Here is a 17992-nt window from a genome sequence, read left to right on the forward strand (position 1 = left end):
GACGCGGTAGGAGGGCGCCATGCTCAAGCACAACAGCTACTTCAACGGCAACGTCCAGAGCGTCGGCTTCGAGCGCCACGGGCGCCGGCAGACGGTGGGTGTCATCGACACCGGCGAGTTCCACTTCTCGACCGACGCGCCGGAGCGGATGACGGTCGTCGCCGGCGAGCTCGCGATCCGCATCGACGGCTCCACGGAGTGGCGCGCCTATCCGGCAGGGACGTCGTTCGAGGTGGCAGGCAAGAGCGGCTTCGACGTCAGGGCCACCCAGCCCACCGGCTACCTCTGCGAGTTCCTCTGAGCGCGCCGGCGGCGTAGAGCGGCCTAGGCGTCCAGCCAGCGCCGCTCTAGCTCCAGCGTGGCCACGTTGTCCGGCACATTGCCGAGGAACTTCGCGCGCCACACCGGATCGCCGATCTTCCGCGCCCGCTCGAGCAGGCGCTCCCGCGCCGAGGCGATCGCCATCATCGCCTCCCGCCCGTGGCCGCAGGCCGAGAGCGCCTCGGCGTGCGCGAGGCGCACAAGCGACTCGCCCACCTCGGCCCCCATCGACTCCAGCAGGCAGAGCGCCTCGGTCGTCGCCGCGAGCGCGTCCACCGCCTGCCCCGCGTCGAGCAGCGCCCGCCCGAGCACCGCGTACGCGAAGGCCCGCAAGGGCGGCGCGCCGTACAGGATCGCGACCGCGGCGCGCGCCTCGCGCTCGGCCCCCCCGAGCTCGCCCGCCTGGAGCACGATCCTCGCGAGGCATGCCCGCCCGGCGCCCTCCCCGCGCGCATCGCCGAGGCGCTGGGACGTCGCGATCGCCTCCTCCGCCGTCCGCCGCGCTTCCTCGACGAGGCCCTGCTGCGCGAGCACCGGACCGAGGTTGAGGAGCGCGCCGAGCCGGACGTCCGACAGGCCCATCCGCTCCGCGTCCGCGAGCGACGCGCGCAGCGCCGCGTCGGCGCCCTCGAAATCGCCGAGCTCCGCGTAGCAGGAGCCCAGGTTGTTCCTCGCCCAGCAGGCGTTGCGGCGGTCGCCCGCGTGCTCGAACGCCGCGAGCGCCGCCTCGAAGCCCGCGAGGCACGCGCCGGGATCGCCGACCGCCATCGCCCGGTACGCGCGCGCCTCGTGGAGCCGCGCCAGCACCTCGACCTCCTGCTCGGTCTCCTCGGCGTCCTGCTCGATCCCGTCGAGCAGCTCGTCCGCGAGCTGGTACCGCCCTCCGAACACGAGCCGCCCGGCGCCCGCGCACAGGCACACGCTGCGCGCGGGGCGCGCCGACCGCCGCGCCTCGGTGCCCTGCGCCAGGCGCAGCAGGCCCTCGACCTGGTCGTGGTTGCCGCGCTTCGAGGCCGCGAGGATCACCTGCGTGAGCGCCGAGAACCACGGCGCCGACCCGGGCGCGAGCCGCTCCAGGGCCTCGGTCCCCCGCCGCTCCGCCAGCGCGAACTCGCCCCGCCAGAGGTGCGCCTCCGCCTGGCAGAGCCGCAGCGCCCCGGCCGTCGCCTTCGAGGCGCCGCGCGCGATGCCGCGCTCGACGCGCTCGATCGCCGCGCCCAGGTCGCTCCCCAGCAGCGCCTGCTCGGCCGCGCGCAGGGTCGCCGCCGCGGCCCGCGCCGGCTCGCCGCCGCGCTCGAAATGCTCGGCCAGGGCCATCGGATCCGCCACGCCCGTCCGCTCGAGCCACTCGCCGGCGAGCCGGTGGCCGAGGCGGCGATCGTGATCGGTCAGCATCCCGTACGCCGCCTCGCGCACGAGCGCGTGCCTGAACCGGTACTCGGCCGCCTCCGGCGCGCCTTCCACGGAACGCCGGACGATGAGCTCCCGCACCTCGAGCTCGGCGAGCAGCGGCTCGACCTCCGCCCGGCCGACCAGCGCGGCGACCCCGCTCCGCGAGAAGGTCTCGCCGAAGATCGCCCCGGCCCGCAGCGCCCGCCGCGCGCCCACGTCGAGCGCGTCGAGCTCCGCCTGCACCATCGCCAGCACCGTCTCCGGCAGGTCCACGCCCTTGCCCGCCGCCGCCGCGCGGATCTGCTCCTCGAGGTAGAAGGCGTTGCCGTCCGCGCGCTCGACAAGCGTCGCCACGAGCGCCGGACTCTCGCGCTCGCCGAGCACCTGGCGCACGAGCCGCTCGCTCGACCGGCGCGAGATCCCCGCGAGGCGGAGCTTGTGCCCGCGCCGCTCGTCCCACAGCTTCGGGAAGAGCTCGTGCACCTCGGGCCGGCCGAGCGCCATGACCATGAACGGCCGGTCCTTCAGGTTCCGGAGCGCGGCGTCGACCATCGTGACCGTGGGCAGGTCGCCCCAGTGCAGGTCCTCGAGCACGAGGAGGACCGGCTGCACCGCGCACTCGGCGCGCAGGAAGTCCTCCCAGGCGAGGCGCAGCTGATCGCCCATGAGCATCGGGTTGCGCCGCGCCGCCCGGAGCTGCACGTCGTCGTCCGGGAACGGCGCGCCGACGAGCTCGCCGAGGAACGTCGCGACCCGCCCGGCGTCGAGCGCCGCGTGCCGCTCGACCCGCGCGCGCACCTTGCGCCGCCGCTCCTCGACGGGATCGGCGTCCGTGAGGCCGATCGCCCGGCGGAGCGCGTGCGCGAGCAGGCCGAAGGCCGACCCGGCGCTCATCGGATCCACCTGGCCGAGCCACACCTCGACCGGCTCGCCGTCCTCCCGGATCGCGCGGACGAGCTCGTGGCGGAGCCGCGACTTGCCGATGCCCGCCGGCCCCGTGACGAGCACGACGCTCGGGGTCGACTCCTCGATGCAGCGGGCGAGCTCGTCCCGGATCAGCGCGAGCTCCCGCTCGCGCCCGACGCACGACGTCGCCTTGCCGAGCACGTGGGGCGGCGCCTCTGGCTCCTCGCGCGCGCCGTGGAGCCAGGGGCGGCCCCCGTCGGACGTGATCTCGAACCGCGCGCCCAGCAGGCCCGCCGTCACCTCGTCGATGCGGATCGCCGGCGCGCGGGACGTCGCTCGGCCCTCGGGGAGCAGCTGGACCACGCGGTCGATGAGGTCGCCGATCGGCATGCGCGAGGCGATCTCCGCCCTGCCCGTGACGACCGCGACCGGCGCGCCGCCGAGGAGCGCCTGGACGGCGAGCGCGCAGCGGGCGGCCCGGGCCGCGAGGTCGGTCGTCGCGCCGGCGCCGGACAGCACGACGAGCGGCAGCCGCGCGTCGACGAGCTCGAGCTGGCCCTTGTAGCGCGCCGCCGTGGTCGAGAGCGCCTGCGCGCGCGCCTGCTCGTCGACCTCGGGGAGCGACGGTTCGGCGGCGGAGAGGCCGTCGCGCGCGAGGACGAGGCACATCACCTTGCGCTCGCCGGTCGTGAGCTCCGGCGGGCGGACGGACATCGAGGGCGGGCGGACGGAGATCGCCGCGGGATCCATGAGCCCGGCGAGCTCGATCGCGACCGCGTTGCCGTCGCTCGGCCGCCCCTCGGGCGACTTCGACAGCATCCGCTGGACCAGGGCGTCGAGCGCCTCGGGCACGTCGTCGCGGATCCACCGGAGCGACGGCGGCTCCTCGATCAGCACCTTGACGAGCACGGCGAGCCCGCGCGCGCCGCGGAACGGGGCGCGCCCCGAGATGCACTTGTAGAGCAGGCAGCCGAGCGCGAAGACGTCGGCGCGCGCGTCGACGTGCGCCTCGCCGCGGGCCTGCTCCGGCGCCATGTAGCCCGGGGTGCCGAGGATGGCGCCGGGCATGGTGAGCTGCTGGTCGATGCCGGACATCCGGACGACGCCGAAATCGATGAGCGTGATGCGGTCGATGGTGCCGCCGACGAGGAGCAGGTTGCTCGGCTTGAGATCGCGGTGGACGACGCCGAGCCGGTGCACGGAGCCGAGGGTGGTCGCGACGCGCCGGGCGAGCTTGAGGCTCTCCTCCAGGGTGAACGCCTGCCGGGCAAGGCGCTGGGAGAGGGTCTCGCCGGTGAGCCACTCCATGGCGAGGTAGGGGTGGCCGTGCTCCGTGCGGCCGTGCGAGATGTACCGCACCACCCCCGGCACCCGCAGCGTGGCGAGCGCCTGCGCCTCGCGCGCGAGGCGGTTCGAGTCCTGGGAAGCGGCGTTCTGGAGGACCTTGAGGGCGATGGTCTCGCCGGTCTTGAGGTCGCGCGAGCGGAAGACGTGGCCCATGCCGCCGGCGCCCGCGAGCTCCATGATCTCGAACCGGCCGTCGATGACGTCTCCCGCTCGCATTGCCTGCCGTCGCTCCGGATCGTCCGCCCTGTGTGGGAGCTACGCGAAGTTCACCTGAATGGCCAGCGGTTCGGGGTGACGGGCGTGTCCCCGGATGCGGGCGCCGAGAGGCGCCGCCGCTGTCATGCAATCACCACCGATTGCCGCGCTCCGGTGCGCATCGTCACCAGAGAGCGCGGCGAGGGGCAACTCTGCAGCGTCGAAGCGCCGGCGGCCCCGCTGAGACCGGCGCGGCCGTGGTGGCCCAGACGCTGGCCGCTCCCGCCGCCGCGACGCGCGTTGGCCGGCCACCCGCGCTCCGGCTCCCCGGACCGCATTCGCCCTGTTGTCCCGCGGGCCGCGCCCCATTTTCCCCGTCCCATGCCCCCGCGGCTTTTTCGTCCAGGCGACCTCGGGTGCGACGGGCGGCCGATGTGAAGCGGCGCGCCCCGGAAAACAAGGCGCGGGGGCCCTTCGTCGTGTGACGCTGCGCGCGGCGCTTCCTCTGTCGCGTCTGCGTGATAAATGAGCTTGTCTGGGGAGAGGGGGGAGGCGACCGGAACGCGCTGGACCCCCTTTGTCAAGCGAAGGAGGCCGCTCTTGTCAATCGTGCCCGGAACCGTTCTGCTCCAGCGCTACCGCGTGGTACGTCATCTCCGCCGCGAAGGCCTCGGTGAGGTGTTCAGCGCCGAGGACGCGAGCGCCGGCCGGCGCGTCGCGGTCAAGGTGCTCGGGGAGCCCCCGGTACGCCAGGAGCCGGGAGGCGTGCTCAACACGCCAGAGCGTATGCCCCAGCAGGAGGCCGAGGCGCGCTTCCGGCGAGAGGCGGTGGCGTGCGAGCGGCTGCGGGGCCCGCACACACTGCCCTCGCTCGACGGCGGCAAGGACCCGGCGCACGGTCCTCTCCTCGTCTTCGAGCTGCGCGAGGGGGAGCTCCTCAGCGAGCGCATCTCCCAGCAGGGGCCGCTCCCGTTCAGCGCCGTTCACGCGCTGGGCGGGCAGCTCTGGGCGGCGATCGCCGAGCTGCACGAGATTGGCATCATCCACCGCGACATCAGCTCCGCGAACGTGCTCCTCGACCAGGGTCCTGACGGCGAGCGGCTGACGCTCCTGGATCTCGGCTCGTGCAAGCTCCCTCCCGGGCTCTCCGACGCGGCGCCGACGTTACCGAGCCGGTGTCTCGGCGATTTCAGGTTCGCGCCGCCCGAGCAGCTCACGAAGGGGAAGACGGTGGATCACCGGGCCGACCTCTATGCGGCCATGACGGTGATCTTTCACGCGCTCACCGGCGAGCTCCCGTACGCCGCGCGCAATCTGATGATGCTCGCCGATCTCAAGACGAGGACGCCTCCGCGCCGCCTGGGCAGCCTGATGCCTCCGCCGGTCGACCGGGAGATCGAGGTGTTCGTGAACAGGGGGCTGGCGCACAGCCCGGACCGCCGCTTCGCGAGCATCGCCGAGGTGATCCAGGGCTGGCAGGCGCTGAGCCCCGCCGCCTGAACGTCTCGACGGCTCTCGCGCGGCCCCAGCGCCGCTGAAGGCTGGACACCCGGCCTGCCGATTCCACCGCAGCGTCCCCGCGCCGACAGGAAGGCACCCGGACAGCGCCGCGCGCTTGCTGCCTTCCTGCTCCCCCGCCCGATTTCTCCGCGGGGCCAGGCGCCCCTGCCCGGCCGAGGCCGCCGGTTCGCCGGCGAGCTCAGCTGGACGGCGGAATCCCCTGCCGCCGGCCGCGCCCCCAGGCCCCGTCGCTCCGCGGCGTACGCGTCCGACAGCGCGCGCCGGCCTGGGCGGCGCCTCGCCAGCGCTGCCCCGGCGTTCCGGAGCAGGGCTCCCCCGTCGACGCTCCGTTCGACCAGCAGCCGTCACAGACCATTGCGACAACGTCCCTCTTTTTCTCACCATCATCGCTTCCGAACAGCGTTTACCGCACAGGCCGGTTCCTCTGCGATGCGAGGACGGTTGCCGTCGGGTGCTTTACCCGAACGAGCCGCGTTATCCCGGAGCAAGCGGCGATTTCGCGCGCTTCGTCGTCACGGGAAAAGGGCGGACCTTGCCGCCTGGCGTCTGACGAGGAATACGCACCTTCGATCAAGAAACTGCATCTCACAGCATTGCAGAGGGTGAGCACGCATGTTAATCCCGGGTGCGCTCGTCGCCGCGCCCTCTCGCGCGGCGCCAGGGCAACTGGATCGGCGTGCCGCTCGTTTTGCGCGCGTTACGCATGTTGCGCACGTCGCGCAGGTGTCCGCGAGGCGTCTTTCGCCTCTCCGGGGCCGCCGCGGTGTACCTCGGGACCGGCGCACTCCGGGCCGGCACGCCGTCTGGGATCTCTCAACCCTTGCCGCCACCACGCTATGACGACAACTACCTACCGCTATGTCTTCCTGGGGCTCTCCATCACGTCTTCGTGGGGCAACGGCCACGCCACGACGTACAGAGCGCTCCTCCGGGCGCTCGCGTCGCGCGGCCACCGGATGCTCTTTCTGGAGCGGAACCTCCCCATCTACGATCAGCACCGCGACCTGCCCAACCCGCCTTACGGCACGACCGAGCAGTACTCGAGCATTACCGAGCTCCGCGATAGATTCTCACGCGCCGTGCGCGAAGCCGATCTCGTGATCGTCGGCTCCTTTGTACCGGAAGGGGCGACGGTCGGGGCATGGATCACGGAAGAGGCCCGCGGAAAGGCCGCGTTCTACGATCTGGACACCCCCGTCACGCTGGGCCGGCTGGCACACGGGGATCACGCGTACCTGACGCCGGCGCTGATCCCGCGGTATGATCTCTATCTGTCGGCGACGGGGGGCCCGACGCTGGAGCGGCTGGAGCGCAGCCACGGCGCGGTGCGCGCGCGGGCGCTCTACTGCTCGGCGGACACGGACGTGTACCATCCCCAGCCGGCGCCGATGCGCTGGGATCTCGGCTACCTCGGGACCTACAGCGACGACCGGCAGGCGGCCGTCGAGCGGCTCCTCCTCGAGCCGGCGCGGCGCATGCGCCGGGGGCGCTTCGCCGTGGCGGGCGCGCAGTACCCGGCGTCGCTCGCGTGGCCGGAGAACGTCTCCCGGACGGAGCACCTCCCGCCGGACGAGCACCGCATCTTCTACAACTCGCAGCGCTTCACGCTGAACCTGACCCGCCGTGCGATGGTGGAGTCCGGATGGTCGCCGAGCGCGCGCCTGTTCGAGGCGGCCGCGTGCGGGACCCCTGTCCTGAGCGACACCTGGCCGGGAATCGAGACGTTCTTCCAGCCCGGCGAGGAGATCCTGCTCGTGCGCTCGCCGGAGGACGTGCTCCGGAAGCTCAGGGAGATGAAGGAGGACAAGCGCCTCACGGTGGGCCAGCGGGCGAGGCAGCGCGTCTTTGCCGAGCACACAGCGATGCACCGGGCCGAGGCGTTCGAGCGCTACACCCGCGAGGTGCTCGAGGCCGCCAGCCGGACGCGCGCGCGCCGCGAGCGCGACGGGCAGCTCACGACGTCACAGGTGGAGAGCCAGAGCGGCTGACGCTTTGGCCTGGCCGCCCGCCTGCTCCCCTTGCCGCTGGGGGCGGCGCGCAGTAGGCCAGGCAGGTGCGCTCCACGCCGCTCCACCCCGTCGCCCGGCTGCCTGAAGAGTGGTCGGCCTCGCTGGCTGCCCGCGGAGAGCGGTCGTTCACGGCGAAGCAGGTATTCCAGTGGATACATCGCCGCGGCGTCCTCGATCCGGCCGCGATGACGAACCTCCCGGCGCGGCTGCGCGAGCACCTCGCCGCGGAGGGGCTGGGCGAGGTGCTGGCGCCCGAGCGGGTTCATCGCTCCGAGGACGGCACGCGCAAGCTGCTCCTGCGCCTCCGCGACGGCGCGACCATCGAGTCCGTCCTGCTCCCGTCGGTGTCGGGCCCCGGCTCGCAGGCGCAGCTCGACGCCGACGCGGCGGCGGCTGACGACGAGGACGACGATGCGGCCGCGGAGGCGGGCGCCGCGCCGCGCGTCCGCGTCACCCAGTGCATCTCGACGCAGGTCGGCTGCGCCATGGGGTGCGGCTTCTGCGCGAGCGGCGTGGCGGGGCTCAAGCGCCACCTCGGGGCCGAGGAGATCGCGGGCCAGGTGCTCCTCGGGCGGGCGATGCTCGAGGAGGGCGAGGAGCTCCGCAACGTCGTGTACATGGGCATGGGCGAGCCGCTCCACAACTACGAAGCGACCGCTCGCTCGCTGCGCCTGCTCACGCACCCGGAAGGGATCAACCTCTCGACGCGGCGGGTCACCGTGTCCACGTCGGGCCTCGTGCCCGAGATCGCGCGGCTCGGAGCGGATTTTGGCGGGCAGATCGCGCTGGCGATCTCGCTGCACGCCGCGGACGACGAGACGCGCTCGGCGCTGATGCCCATCAACCGCAAGCACCCGCTCGACGAGCTGCTCGCGGCGCTGCGCGCTTACCCGCTGCCGCGGCGCCGGCGCATCACCATCGAATACACGCTCGTCGCCGGGCAGAACGACGATCCCGCCGAGGCGCGGCGGCTGGCGAAGCTCCTGCGCGGGCTCCCCGTGAAGATCAACCTCATCCCGATGAACCCGATCGAGGCCTCCTCGCTGGGTCCGCCGGCCCAGGAGCGCGTGGCGGCGTTCCAGGAGGTGCTCACCCAGGCGGGATACTCCTGCTTCGTTCGCCGCCGGCGCGGCGATGACGTCTCGGCGGCCTGCGGCCAGCTCGTGCTGCTCGGGGCCAAGCCGAAGGTGCGGCGGGCGCTCGGCTGAGCACGCCCGCTCGCCTCCCGGGAGCGCGCGGGCGAGCGCCGCCTGCAGCGGGCGTCTTGACGCGCCGCCGCGCGGGGGCGTAGCTGTCGGCCGTGTTGAAGAAGATCCTCGTCGCCAACCGTGGAGAGATCGCCTGCCGCGTCCTCCGGACCTGCAAACGGCTCGGGATCGCGACGGTCGCCGTGTACTCCGACGCGGACGCGAGCGCGCCTCACGTCGCGATGGCCGACGAGGCGGTGCGCATCGGGCCGCCGCCGGTCCGGGACAGCTACTTGGTCATCCATGCGATCGTCGAGGCGGCCCGCGCGACGGGCGCCGACGGCATCCACCCGGGGTACGGGCTGCTCAGCGAGAACCAGGCCTTCGCCGAGGCCGTCATCGAGGCCGGCGTCACGTTCATCGGCCCGCCGCCCGCGGTGCTCCACGCCTTCGGCGACAAGATCCTCGCGCGGGATCACGCGCGCGGGGCCGGCGTGTTCCCGCCGCCGGGCACGGGCGGTCCGGTCGACCCCGCCGACGTCGAGGCCGCCCAGCGCGCCGCCGAGAGCATCGGCTTTCCGCTGCTCGTCAAGGCCGCGGGCGGCGGCGGCGGCATCGGCATGCAGGTCGTCACCGATCCAGGCAAGCTGTCGCGCGCCCTCACCGCGTGCTCCGACCGCGGCCGCGCGGCGTTCGGGGACCCGCGCGTGTACATGGAGCGGTACATCGAGCGCCCGCGCCACATCGAGGTGCAGGTGCTCTGCGACGGGCAGGGCGGCGCCGTCGCGCTCGGCGAGCGCGAGTGCAGCGCGCAGCGCCGGCACCAGAAGATCGTCGAGGAGACCCCGTCGCCGGCCGCGTTCTTCCAGGGAGCGGCGGGCGAGCTCCGCCGGAAGGAGCTCCACGACAGCGCTCTCCGGGTCGTGACGGCCGCCGGGTACGTCGGCGCGGGTACCGTCGAGTTCGTCGCGGCGGAGAGCGGCGAGCTCTTCTTCCTGGAGGTCAACGCGCGGCTCCAGGTCGAGCACTGCGTCACGGAGATGTGCACCGGGCTCGACCTTGTCGAGCACCAGATCCGCATCGCGTCGGGCGAGCCGCTCGCGCCGGAGGTCCGGGGCCACACCTGCCGCGGCCACGCCGTCGAGGCGCGCCTCTACGCGGAGGATCCGGCGAAGAAGTTCGCCCCCCAGCCCGGCCGCATCACCGCGCTCCGCTGGCCGGCCGCCGGCGACGACCTGCGGATCGAGACCGGCGTCGCCGAGGGGCTCGAGGTGACGCCGTTCTACGACCCGCTGCTCGCCAAGATCGTCGCCCACGGCCCGACCCGCGACGAGGCGATCGCTCGCCTCGACCGGGCGCTCGCCGAGACGACGATCGAGCTCACCGGTCCGGCCGGGCCCGCCGCGACCAACCTCGCGTTCCTCCGCCAGATCCTGCAGGACGGTGATTTCCGCGGCGGGCAGTACGACACGCGCTTCGCCGAGGCGCTCGCCGCCGGCAAGAAGGCCGGATGACGCTCGGCCGAGCGGGCTGAGCGGGCTGAACGGTCCGAGCTGGCCGGGAGCCGCCGGCTACCTACGTCGGCTCCGGGCCGGCGGGCCGGCGCGCGGCGGTCGCCGCCCGCGCCGCCGCCGCGCTGAATCGCGCGCTCGTGGTGCAAACCACGGCCGGCATGAACTAAATATCAGGCGTGAGCCACGACTTCGTCCTCGAGCCCGCCGAACGCTGGCTTTCCCACGACCCCGATCCGGAGACCCAGAGCGAGCTGCGCCGGCTCATCGACGCGGCCAGGGCGGGCGAGGACGGCGTCCGCGCCGAGCTCGCCGAGCGCTTCGCCGGCCCGCTGGAGTTCGGCACCGCGGGCATCCGCGGCGTCCTCGGCGCCGGCGAGAGCCGGATGAACCGCGCCGTCATCCTCCGCACGACCGCGGGGCTCGCCCGTCACCTCCTCGAAGCGATCGGCGACAAGGCGCGGAGCGCGGGCGTCGTCATCGGCTACGACGGCCGCCGGATGAGCCGAGAGTTCGCGGAGGACACCGCCTGCGCCCTCGCCGCCGCCGGCATCCCGAGCCACCTCTCGCCCGTCCCCTGCCCCACGCCCGTCGCGGCGTTCGCGGTCGGCCACCTCGGCGCGGCCGCGGGCGTGATGGTGACGGCGAGCCACAACCCGCCCGAGTACAACGGCTTCAAGGTGTACTGGGACAACGGCGCGCAGATCATCCCACCCCACGACACCAGCATCGCGACGGCGATCGACGCCTCGCCGCCGGCGGATGAGGTCCCCCGCATGCCCCTCGACGAGGCGAGGAGGCTCGGGCTGGTGCGCGACTTCCCCGAGGAGCTGGAGCGGAGCTACCTCGGCGCGATCCGCGGCCTCGCGGTGCGGAGCGACGGGGATCGCGACCTCCGCATCGTGTACACGCCGCTTCACGGCGTCGGCAATCGCCTGGTCCGCCAGACGCTCGGCGAGGCCGGCTTCACGCGCGTGGCGAGCGTGCCCGAGCAGGCCGAGCCGGACGGCGCGTTCCCCACGGTCGCGTTCCCGAACCCCGAGGAGAAGGGCGCCATGGACCTGGCGTTCGCCCTCGCGAAGCGGGAGGGCGCCGACCTCGTCCTCGCCAACGATCCTGACGTCGACCGGCTCGCCGTGGCGGTGAGGCGCCCTGACGGCGAGTACGTGCAGCTCACGGGCAACCAGGTCGGCGTGCTCCTCGGCCATTACCTGCTCACCGAGGGGCGCGCGCAGGGCGCGGACGAGCGCCGGCTCGTGCTGGCCTCCTGCGTCTCGACCCCGATGCTCGGCGTCATCGCCGCGGCGCTCGGGGTTCACTACGAGGAGACCCTGACCGGGTTCAAGTGGATCGCCAACCGGGCGATGGATATCGAGCGCTCGACCGGGGCCCGCTTCGTGTTCGGCTTCGAGGAGGCGCTCGGCTACACCGTCGGCCCGGTCGTGCGCGACAAGGACGGCATCAGCGCCGCGGCGCTGGTCGCCGAGCTCGCGGCGGTGCGCAAGGCCGAGGGCAGGACCCTGCTCGACGAGCTCCAGGCGATCACCCGCAAGTACGGCCTCTACATGAGCGGGCAGCGCTCTTACACCCTGCGCGGCGTCGACGGCCTCGAGAAGATCGCGGCGATCATGGACGCGCTGAGGAAGAGGCCGCCGGCCGCGATCGGCGGCGTCCCCGTGGTGGCGTGGCGCGATTTCGAGGCGCGCACGCGCACCACGAGCGACGGCCTCGTCGAGCCGCTCGTGCTGCCTCCGAGCAACGTGCTCGTGTACGAGCTCGACGACGGGAGCCGGCTCATCGCCCGCCCGAGCGGGACGGAGCCGAAGATCAAGTTCTACTTCGACGTGCGCGAGGAGGTCGCCGCGGACGAGCCGCTGGGCGACGCCGAGGCCCGCGCGGCGGTGCGGCTCGACGCCCTGGCCCTGGCGTTCTCGGGCCTCGCCGGCATCGGCTGAGGGGGAGCGGCCCCGTCAGCCGCCCGGGCTGCGGAAGGCGGCGCGGCCCACGAAGAACGGGCCCATCTGGCTGATGAACTCCGAGGTCTGGCGGGTCTTCCGCATCGTCTGCACGATGTGGGAGAGCGGGTGGAGCTCCTTGCCGACGAGCCCGATCACGAACTCGTTGTCGCGGGCGTCGAGGCCGTGGCACGCGAGGCGGATGTCGTGGGCGAGGTCCTGGGCACCGTAGGCCCTGCCGATGGTGCCGTGCTCGCGCAGGATGCTCCCTTGCTCGCGCCCCTCGAGCTTGGAGAACGCGCCGCTGCGGCGGAGCGGATACCACACCGCCCACGGCCAGGCGGGGTTCAAGACGGTCTCCGCCGGGCGCCGGAGCAGCCAGAAGTCGAGATCCTGCTCGTAGCCGGTCGAGTACGTGCGCCCCAGCATGGTGAAATCGGGGCGTAGCTCCAGGGCCCGGAGCTCGCTGCGGTTGAGCGCCGGGCGGACGGTCTGGACGAAGACGGCAGGGTCCTCCGCCCACGTGAGCACGGCGATCCCGCGCGGATCGTTGATGTCCTCGTAGACGACCGCGCCGACGCGCTGCGACGCGAGCGCCTGGCCGGCTGCGCGGGTCAGCTCCGCCGGATCGGCGTCGCCGGGGCAACGGAACACGAGCAGCTGCATGAACAGCCGGCCGTCGATGACCTGCGGCCGGCCGTCGCGCGGCGCCCCCCGCTCGGCGACGTCGATGTGCGGCAGCTCGGGCTCCGCGTGGCCGGCGGCGGGCCGGCCCGTGGTGGGTTCGCTCATGGGCGTAGGGGTACCGAGGTTCGCGGAGGACGGCAACTGCCAGGCGCAGCACCTCCGCGGGCGACGCGCAGCCCCCGCCGCGAGCGCCCGTCGCCGCTGCGAGCCCCCGTCACCGCGACGAGCGCCCGTCGACGGCCACGACGACCGACGAGCGCCGCACGAAATCACGTAATGCGCATCACACCATTGCGCGCGCTGACGTCTGCGGCGGTCGCCGGGGGTCTGGCGTCTCGGGTCGAAAGGAGAGCTGGACAACCGGCGTGATCTTGCGCAGGGCCACGTCGGCTCGTGTCGTACGGCTGCTCCCACGTAATCATCTCTTGCCATCGAGCCCGACTCACGCTCCCCTGCAAGGTACAACCACGACTCCTGGAGTTGCCCCGACGATGTGCTCCCGGGCAGGGTTTCCCGCCCGAGGGTACGTGCGCCGCGCCCTCGATCGGGCTCAGCTTCGCCGGGGCCTTCCCGCCGTAGGTTCGCCGCGATGAAGACGCACGAGACGAAGACCAAGACCTCGATCCCCGCCGGTAGATGCAAAGGAACGTTGCTGGTCAACCTCCGGTCGTTCGTCACGACGACCCGCGACGCCGGTTCATGGGAGCGCCTGGTGACCTCGCTGCCCAAGTCAGACCGGGACGTACTCTCTCAGCCGCTGCTCGCGAGCAGCTGGTATCCGATCGGCGTCTGGAACCGCGCCTTGCGAACGCACGCGCGCACTGCGAGCGACCAAACCGCTGAGCTCAAGCGGTTTGCCCGCTACGTCGCGGATCGCGACCTCAATACGGTGTTGAAGTTCGCGCTCTCGATCGCCATGCCCGACACGATCGTCGCCCGGACTGGAATGTTCTGGTCGCGCTACTTCGACGCCGGGAAGGTCTTCCCGCGCATGGTGAAGCCGCGGGAGTGGGTGCTGACCATCACAGGCCCGACCGGGGACGACGAGGGGCCCTCCGCGATGAACTGCGGAGAAGGCGTCTGCGGCTGGGTCGAGCAGGCGCTCCTCCTGTGCGGTGCATCCACCCCCAAAGTAACCCACCAGCGGTGCCGGTTCCGCGGCGCGACGGAGTGCCTCTCCGAGGTCGTATGGTGAGCGACCTGAGCGAGATCGGCGCTCTTGTCGTTGCGGCGGCGCCCTCGTTTGTCTATTGACTTGCTCCTTCACCTTGATCCAGACTGGATGCAGGCAGGACACATGTACACGAAGCCTCCCATGGTGAGGTCCTCGCGCTGCCCCTCTCGTCCTTCGTGCTCGGGGTCAGCATCGTGCCTGCTTTGCGGATTGTCTCCTGACGGCCGCTGACCGGTCAGCCTGCGGGGGTTCGGTGGGGTAGAGGCCGGCGGGCAGCCACGAGGCGGATTGACCCAGCAACCCAACAGGTAATTTCATGCTGTCACCTCGCTCGCAGCGGCATAAGGAAGTCAAGGACAGCCTACAGGCGACGCCGCACCCGGTCTGGGTCGAGGACATGCTCGAATCTCTGGCCGACCAGTGGAAGGCCGCGGTCTACACGCCGCCGATCGCGCAGACGATGACGGCGCCGGTCGATCAGGAGATGTGGAAGGGGCTCCTCCGGGAGTTCTTCTGCGTGGTCGAGGCGTTCCCGAAGTACATGGGGCTCAGCCTCGCCAAGACGACCTATGGCCAGACGCCGCGCGACTCCCTGGTGCGAGACTGGCTCATCGGCAACATCCGGGTCGAGGCGCTGCACGTGCGCTGGTACCTCGACTGGGCGGCGTGGCACGGGCACAGCACCTCGGACATCACGAGCCACCGCCCGAGCCCGGAGATCGCGTCGCTCTTCGAGTGGCTCTGGTCGGTGTCCTACCGCGGCTCTCTCGCGGAGGCGGTCGGCGCGGTGAACTATGCGATCGAGGGGGTCATCGGCGAGTGTTCTCGCGTGGTGCTGCCGAGCTTTACGAAGCTCTATGGCGAGGGGAGCAAGTCGCTGACGTGGCTCGCCGCGCATGCGAACTACGATGATGCCCACCCGCGCGAGGCGCTCGAGATCGTGAAGCTCGCGACCACCTCCGCCGAGGAGATCCGCCGGGTGCATTCGAGCATCTCCCGCTCGCTCGAGCTGTTCGAGAAGGCGTTCAGGGCCTGCAGCGTCCCGCACCGCAGCGGCAGCTGACGCGGGCACCTCCTGCCAGCTCCGCGCAAGACCGGCGCCGAGCCCCAGCGGAGATACGGGCTCTCCGAACAAACCTCAAAGAACACAAGGCGAGCGCCCCGCGGTGCCGGCGCGTGACGGCGTCAGAAACCGCCGCGATTCCTGCCCTGCGGCACTACGCAGCACGCGAGAAACCTCGGAGATGCCAAGATCGCCAGTCGGCCTTCTCCCCTTCTCTTAACCTCTTCGCCATTCGACTCATTGACCAGCGCGTCCCCCACCGCGAACCGCCAGCCAGTCCCTCCCCCCGCTGCGGTTTCCCCCCTGCTGCGGTTGCCCCCCCGCTGCGGTTTCCCCCCCTGCTGCGGTTTCCCCCCGCTGCGGTTTCCCCCCCGCCCCGCTGTCCGCCGGGGCAGAGCGGCGGTCTCTCGCACAGGAGACGGGCCCAGATCGGCGTTTTCGGCGCGCAAGCGCACTCCTGTGCGCTGAGCACCGAAAACGCCGAGGTGGGCCCGTATCCGAAGCGAGTGACCGCCGCTCTAGCGGCCGTAGACGGCTTTGCGGACCTTTTTCTTGAGATCGTCGAGCACGAAGGGCTTCGTGATGTAATGGCGTGCGCCCGCCTGGATGCCGGCGATGACGTCCATCGGATCCGACTTGGCGGTCAGGAAGATGATGGGCACCCGGCGCATCGGCTCGTGCTCGCGGAGCCGCTTCGTCATGCTCACGCCGTCGAGCTTCGGCATCATGATGTCCACGATCACCAGATCGGGCAGCGGCTCTTGCTGGGCCAGCGCGAGCCCATCGACCCCGTTCGTCGCGACCACGGTGTCGAACTCGTCGCCGAGGAACCGGGCGATCATCGCCGCCGTGTCCTGCTCGTCTTCCACCACCAGGATTCTCTTCTTCGTCGCGGTCACCATCGGCGCCGGGAAAGATAGCGCGGAGCGGACGATGCGGGCGGTGTGCCGGAATTTTTTTCCGAAGAACGTTGGCAACACATCGATTTTATTCACTGACAGCGCAAGCGCCGTCTGCGCCGGAGGCGCTCAGCGAGGAGGGCGTGCGGCGCCGACGCAGGGGTTTCGCCCGGAGCAGGGCTGTCTCAGGCGCACCGCTCGGCGTCCGAGGATCAGGTCGCGCCGGCGGCCGCGCGCTCGAGGAGCGAGGCGAGGCGCTCGAGCGGCATCGGCTCCACGAACGTGCTGCCGATGTCCCGCATCAGCACCGTCCGGACCGACGAGCCCCGGCGCTTCTTGTCGAGCGACAGGAAGCGCAGCGCGGCGGAGACAGGCTCGTCCTCGATCCGGGTGGGCAGACCGAGCCGCGCGAGCAGGCGGGTCGTCCGGTCGGCCGCCGCGCGGTCGGTGACGCCGAGCGCGCAGCCGACGCGGAATATGGCCACCATTCCGAGCGCCACCGCCTCGCCGTGCGCCAGCCGGACGAACCCCCCCTCGGCCTCGAGGGCGTGCCCCAGCGTGTGGCCGAGGTTCAGGAGGGCGCGGTCGCCCGACTCGCGCTCATCGCGGGCGACGATGGCCGCCTTCACGGCGATCGAGCGGCGGATGATCTCGGCGAGCAGGCCGGGGTCGCGCGCGAGGACGCGGTCGGCCTCGCGCTCGAGCAGCGTGAGCAGCTCCGGATCGCCGATGCAGGCCGATTTCACCACCTCCGCGAGCCCGCTCCGGTAAGCGCGGTCGGTCTCGGTGGCGAGCGCCGCCGGGCTCGCCACGACCGCGGACGGCTGGTGGAACGTCCCGACGGCGTTCTTCGCGGGCCCGAGGTCGACCCCGGTCTTGCCGCCGACCGAGGCGTCGACCATCGAGAGGAGCGTGGTCGGCGCCGCGACCCAGCGGACGCCCCGCAGCAGCGTGGACGCGGCGAAGCCGCCGATGTCGGTCACCACACCCCCGCCCTGCGCGAGCACCACCGCGCCGCGGTCGGCGCCGCCGTCGATCATCGCCGTCAGCGCCGCCTCGACGGCCGCGAGCCGCTTGTGCTCCTCGCCGGGCTTGAGCACCGTGACGGCCGCGGCCGGCGTCCCCTGCGCCGCGAGCGCGGCGAGCAGCGGCGCGCCCCAGAGGCGGCTCACGTTCTCGTCCGTGACGACGAAGACGGACGTCGGCGCCAGCGCGGCGATGGCGTCCGCCGTGGACGCCGCCCCGTCGGAGGCGATGCGCACCGCGTAGCTCTTGTCGCCGAGCGGCACGAAGAGCGGGCGATCCGCGTAGGCGCGGAGGACCCGCGCCGCGACGTCCGCGGGGGAGACGCCATCGGTCACGACGCGCGCGTGGGCCTCGGCATAGACGGGGGCGCGCGCGGCCAGGAGCTCCCGGATGCGCGCCTCGCGATCCGGCGCGCCGTCGAGGAGCGGGCGGTTGCCGTTCGGCGTGCGCGCGGCAATCGTGCGCGAGGTGGCGGTGAGCGCGACGACGCAGCCGCGCTCGAGCGCCTCGGCGCGGAGCGCGGGATCGACCAGGGCGCCGCCGCCGAGGGCGATGATGCGCGGGCCGCGCGCCGCCAGGAGCCGGCGCAGGGTCGCCGCCTCCAGCGCGCGGAAGCCAGCCTCGCCGCGCTTCGCGAAGAGCGACGGGACGCTCTCGCCGGCCTCCTCGACGATGGCGTCGTCGAGATCGAGGAACGGGAGCCCCGTGCGCGCGGCGGCGATGCGGCCCACGGTGGACTTGCCTGCCCCCATGAAGCCGGTGAGCAGGAGCGGAGGTGCGTCGGGAAGGAATTCCATGG

At 72.5% G+C, this 17992-nt stretch carries 12 protein-coding genes; 8 read left to right on the plus strand and 4 right to left on the minus strand.

The genetic code is table 11. The features are described from left to right. Positions 1–19 precede the first annotated feature (19 nt). Complete coding sequence (locus WMF46_RS25990) at positions 20–301, plus strand: pyrimidine/purine nucleoside phosphorylase (protein WP_437979661.1); 282 nt, start codon at positions 20–22, stop codon at positions 299–301. Positions 302–324: 23 nt separating this feature from the next. Here WMF46_RS25990 and WMF46_RS25995 read toward each other — a convergent pair whose 3' ends face one another. Beyond that, entirely contained in the window at positions 325–4182 is a 3858-nt protein-coding gene (locus WMF46_RS25995) for a serine/threonine-protein kinase (RefSeq protein ID WP_437979662.1), read from the minus strand. A gap of 588 nt (positions 4183–4770) precedes the next feature. On the opposite strand from WMF46_RS25995, the gene WMF46_RS26000 reads away from it, so the two are divergent. The 5 genes from WMF46_RS26000 (at position 4771) to WMF46_RS26020 (ending at position 12344) form a co-directional block, all read left to right on the plus strand. Next, on the plus strand, positions 4771–5661 hold the full coding sequence (locus WMF46_RS26000; RefSeq protein WP_437987936.1) for a serine/threonine-protein kinase: 891 nt from the start codon (positions 4771–4773) through the stop codon (positions 5659–5661). An 857-nt stretch (positions 5662–6518) separates the two neighbouring features. After that, complete coding sequence (locus WMF46_RS26005) at positions 6519–7670, plus strand: CgeB family protein (protein WP_437979663.1); 1152 nt, start codon at positions 6519–6521, stop codon at positions 7668–7670. 65 nt (positions 7671–7735) lie between these two features. After that, complete coding sequence (rlmN, locus tag WMF46_RS26010) at positions 7736–8899, plus strand: 23S rRNA (adenine(2503)-C(2))-methyltransferase RlmN (protein ID WP_437979664.1); 1164 nt, start codon at positions 7736–7738, stop codon at positions 8897–8899. A 92-nt stretch (positions 8900–8991) separates the two neighbouring features. Next, entirely contained in the window at positions 8992–10392 is a 1401-nt protein-coding gene (locus tag WMF46_RS26015; RefSeq protein ID WP_437541081.1) for an acetyl-CoA carboxylase biotin carboxylase subunit, read from the plus strand. 176 nt (positions 10393–10568) lie between these two features. Then, positions 10569–12344, plus strand: a complete 1776-nt coding sequence (locus WMF46_RS26020) for a phospho-sugar mutase (protein WP_437979665.1) — start codon at positions 10569–10571, stop codon at positions 12342–12344. Positions 12345–12359: 15 nt separating this feature from the next. Here the strand turns inward: WMF46_RS26020 and WMF46_RS26025 are convergent, their stop codons facing one another. Continuing rightward, positions 12360–13136, minus strand: a complete 777-nt coding sequence (locus WMF46_RS26025; protein WP_437739244.1) for a chlorite dismutase family protein — start codon at positions 13134–13136, stop codon at positions 12360–12362. 484 nt (positions 13137–13620) lie between these two features. Between WMF46_RS26025 and WMF46_RS26030 the strand changes: the two genes are divergently transcribed. Both WMF46_RS26030 and WMF46_RS26035 read left to right on the plus strand, forming a co-directional pair. Further along, positions 13621–14226, plus strand: coding sequence for a hypothetical protein (locus WMF46_RS26030; RefSeq protein WP_437541087.1), 606 nt, complete (start codon positions 13621–13623; stop codon positions 14224–14226). A gap of 295 nt (positions 14227–14521) precedes the next feature. After that, entirely contained in the window at positions 14522–15268 is a 747-nt protein-coding gene (locus WMF46_RS26035) for a TenA family transcriptional regulator (protein WP_437979666.1), read from the plus strand. A 518-nt stretch (positions 15269–15786) separates the two neighbouring features. On the opposite strand, the gene WMF46_RS26040 is transcribed toward WMF46_RS26035, so the two are convergent. Together WMF46_RS26040 and aroB are read right to left on the minus strand one after the other, a co-directional pair. Then, positions 15787–16248, minus strand: coding sequence for a response regulator transcription factor (locus tag WMF46_RS26040; protein WP_437902248.1), 462 nt, complete (start codon positions 16246–16248; stop codon positions 15787–15789). 131 nt (positions 16249–16379) lie between these two features. Continuing rightward, a complete protein-coding gene (gene aroB, locus WMF46_RS26045) occupies positions 16380–17990 on the minus strand; it encodes a 3-dehydroquinate synthase (RefSeq protein ID WP_437979667.1) in 1611 nt (536 codons plus the stop codon). Positions 17991–17992 lie beyond the last annotated feature (2 nt).

Origin of the sequence: Sorangium sp. So ce117 (genome assembly GCF_051524395.1) — a bacterium.
GTDB lineage: Bacteria > Myxococcota_A > Polyangia > Polyangiales > Polyangiaceae > Sorangium > Sorangium cellulosum_B.

Coding starts and splice junctions, on each gene's coding strand:
- WMF46_RS25990 (WP_437979661.1), top strand. CDS start 20: ATGCTCAAGCACAACAGCTACTTCAACGGCAACGTCCAGAGCGTCGGC.
- WMF46_RS25995 (WP_437979662.1), bottom strand. CDS start 4,182: ATGCGAGCGGGAGACGTCATCGACGGCCGGTTCGAGATCATGGAGCTC.
- WMF46_RS26005 (WP_437979663.1), top strand. CDS start 6,519: ATGACGACAACTACCTACCGCTATGTCTTCCTGGGGCTCTCCATCACG.
- WMF46_RS26025 (WP_437739244.1), bottom strand. CDS start 13,136: ATGAGCGAACCCACCACGGGCCGGCCCGCCGCCGGCCACGCGGAGCCC.
- WMF46_RS26030 (WP_437541087.1), top strand. CDS start 13,621: ATGAAGACGCACGAGACGAAGACCAAGACCTCGATCCCCGCCGGTAGA.
- WMF46_RS26035 (WP_437979666.1), top strand. CDS start 14,522: ATGCTGTCACCTCGCTCGCAGCGGCATAAGGAAGTCAAGGACAGCCTA.
- aroB (WP_437979667.1), bottom strand. CDS start 17,990: ATGGAATTCCTTCCCGACGCACCTCCGCTCCTGCTCACCGGCTTCATG.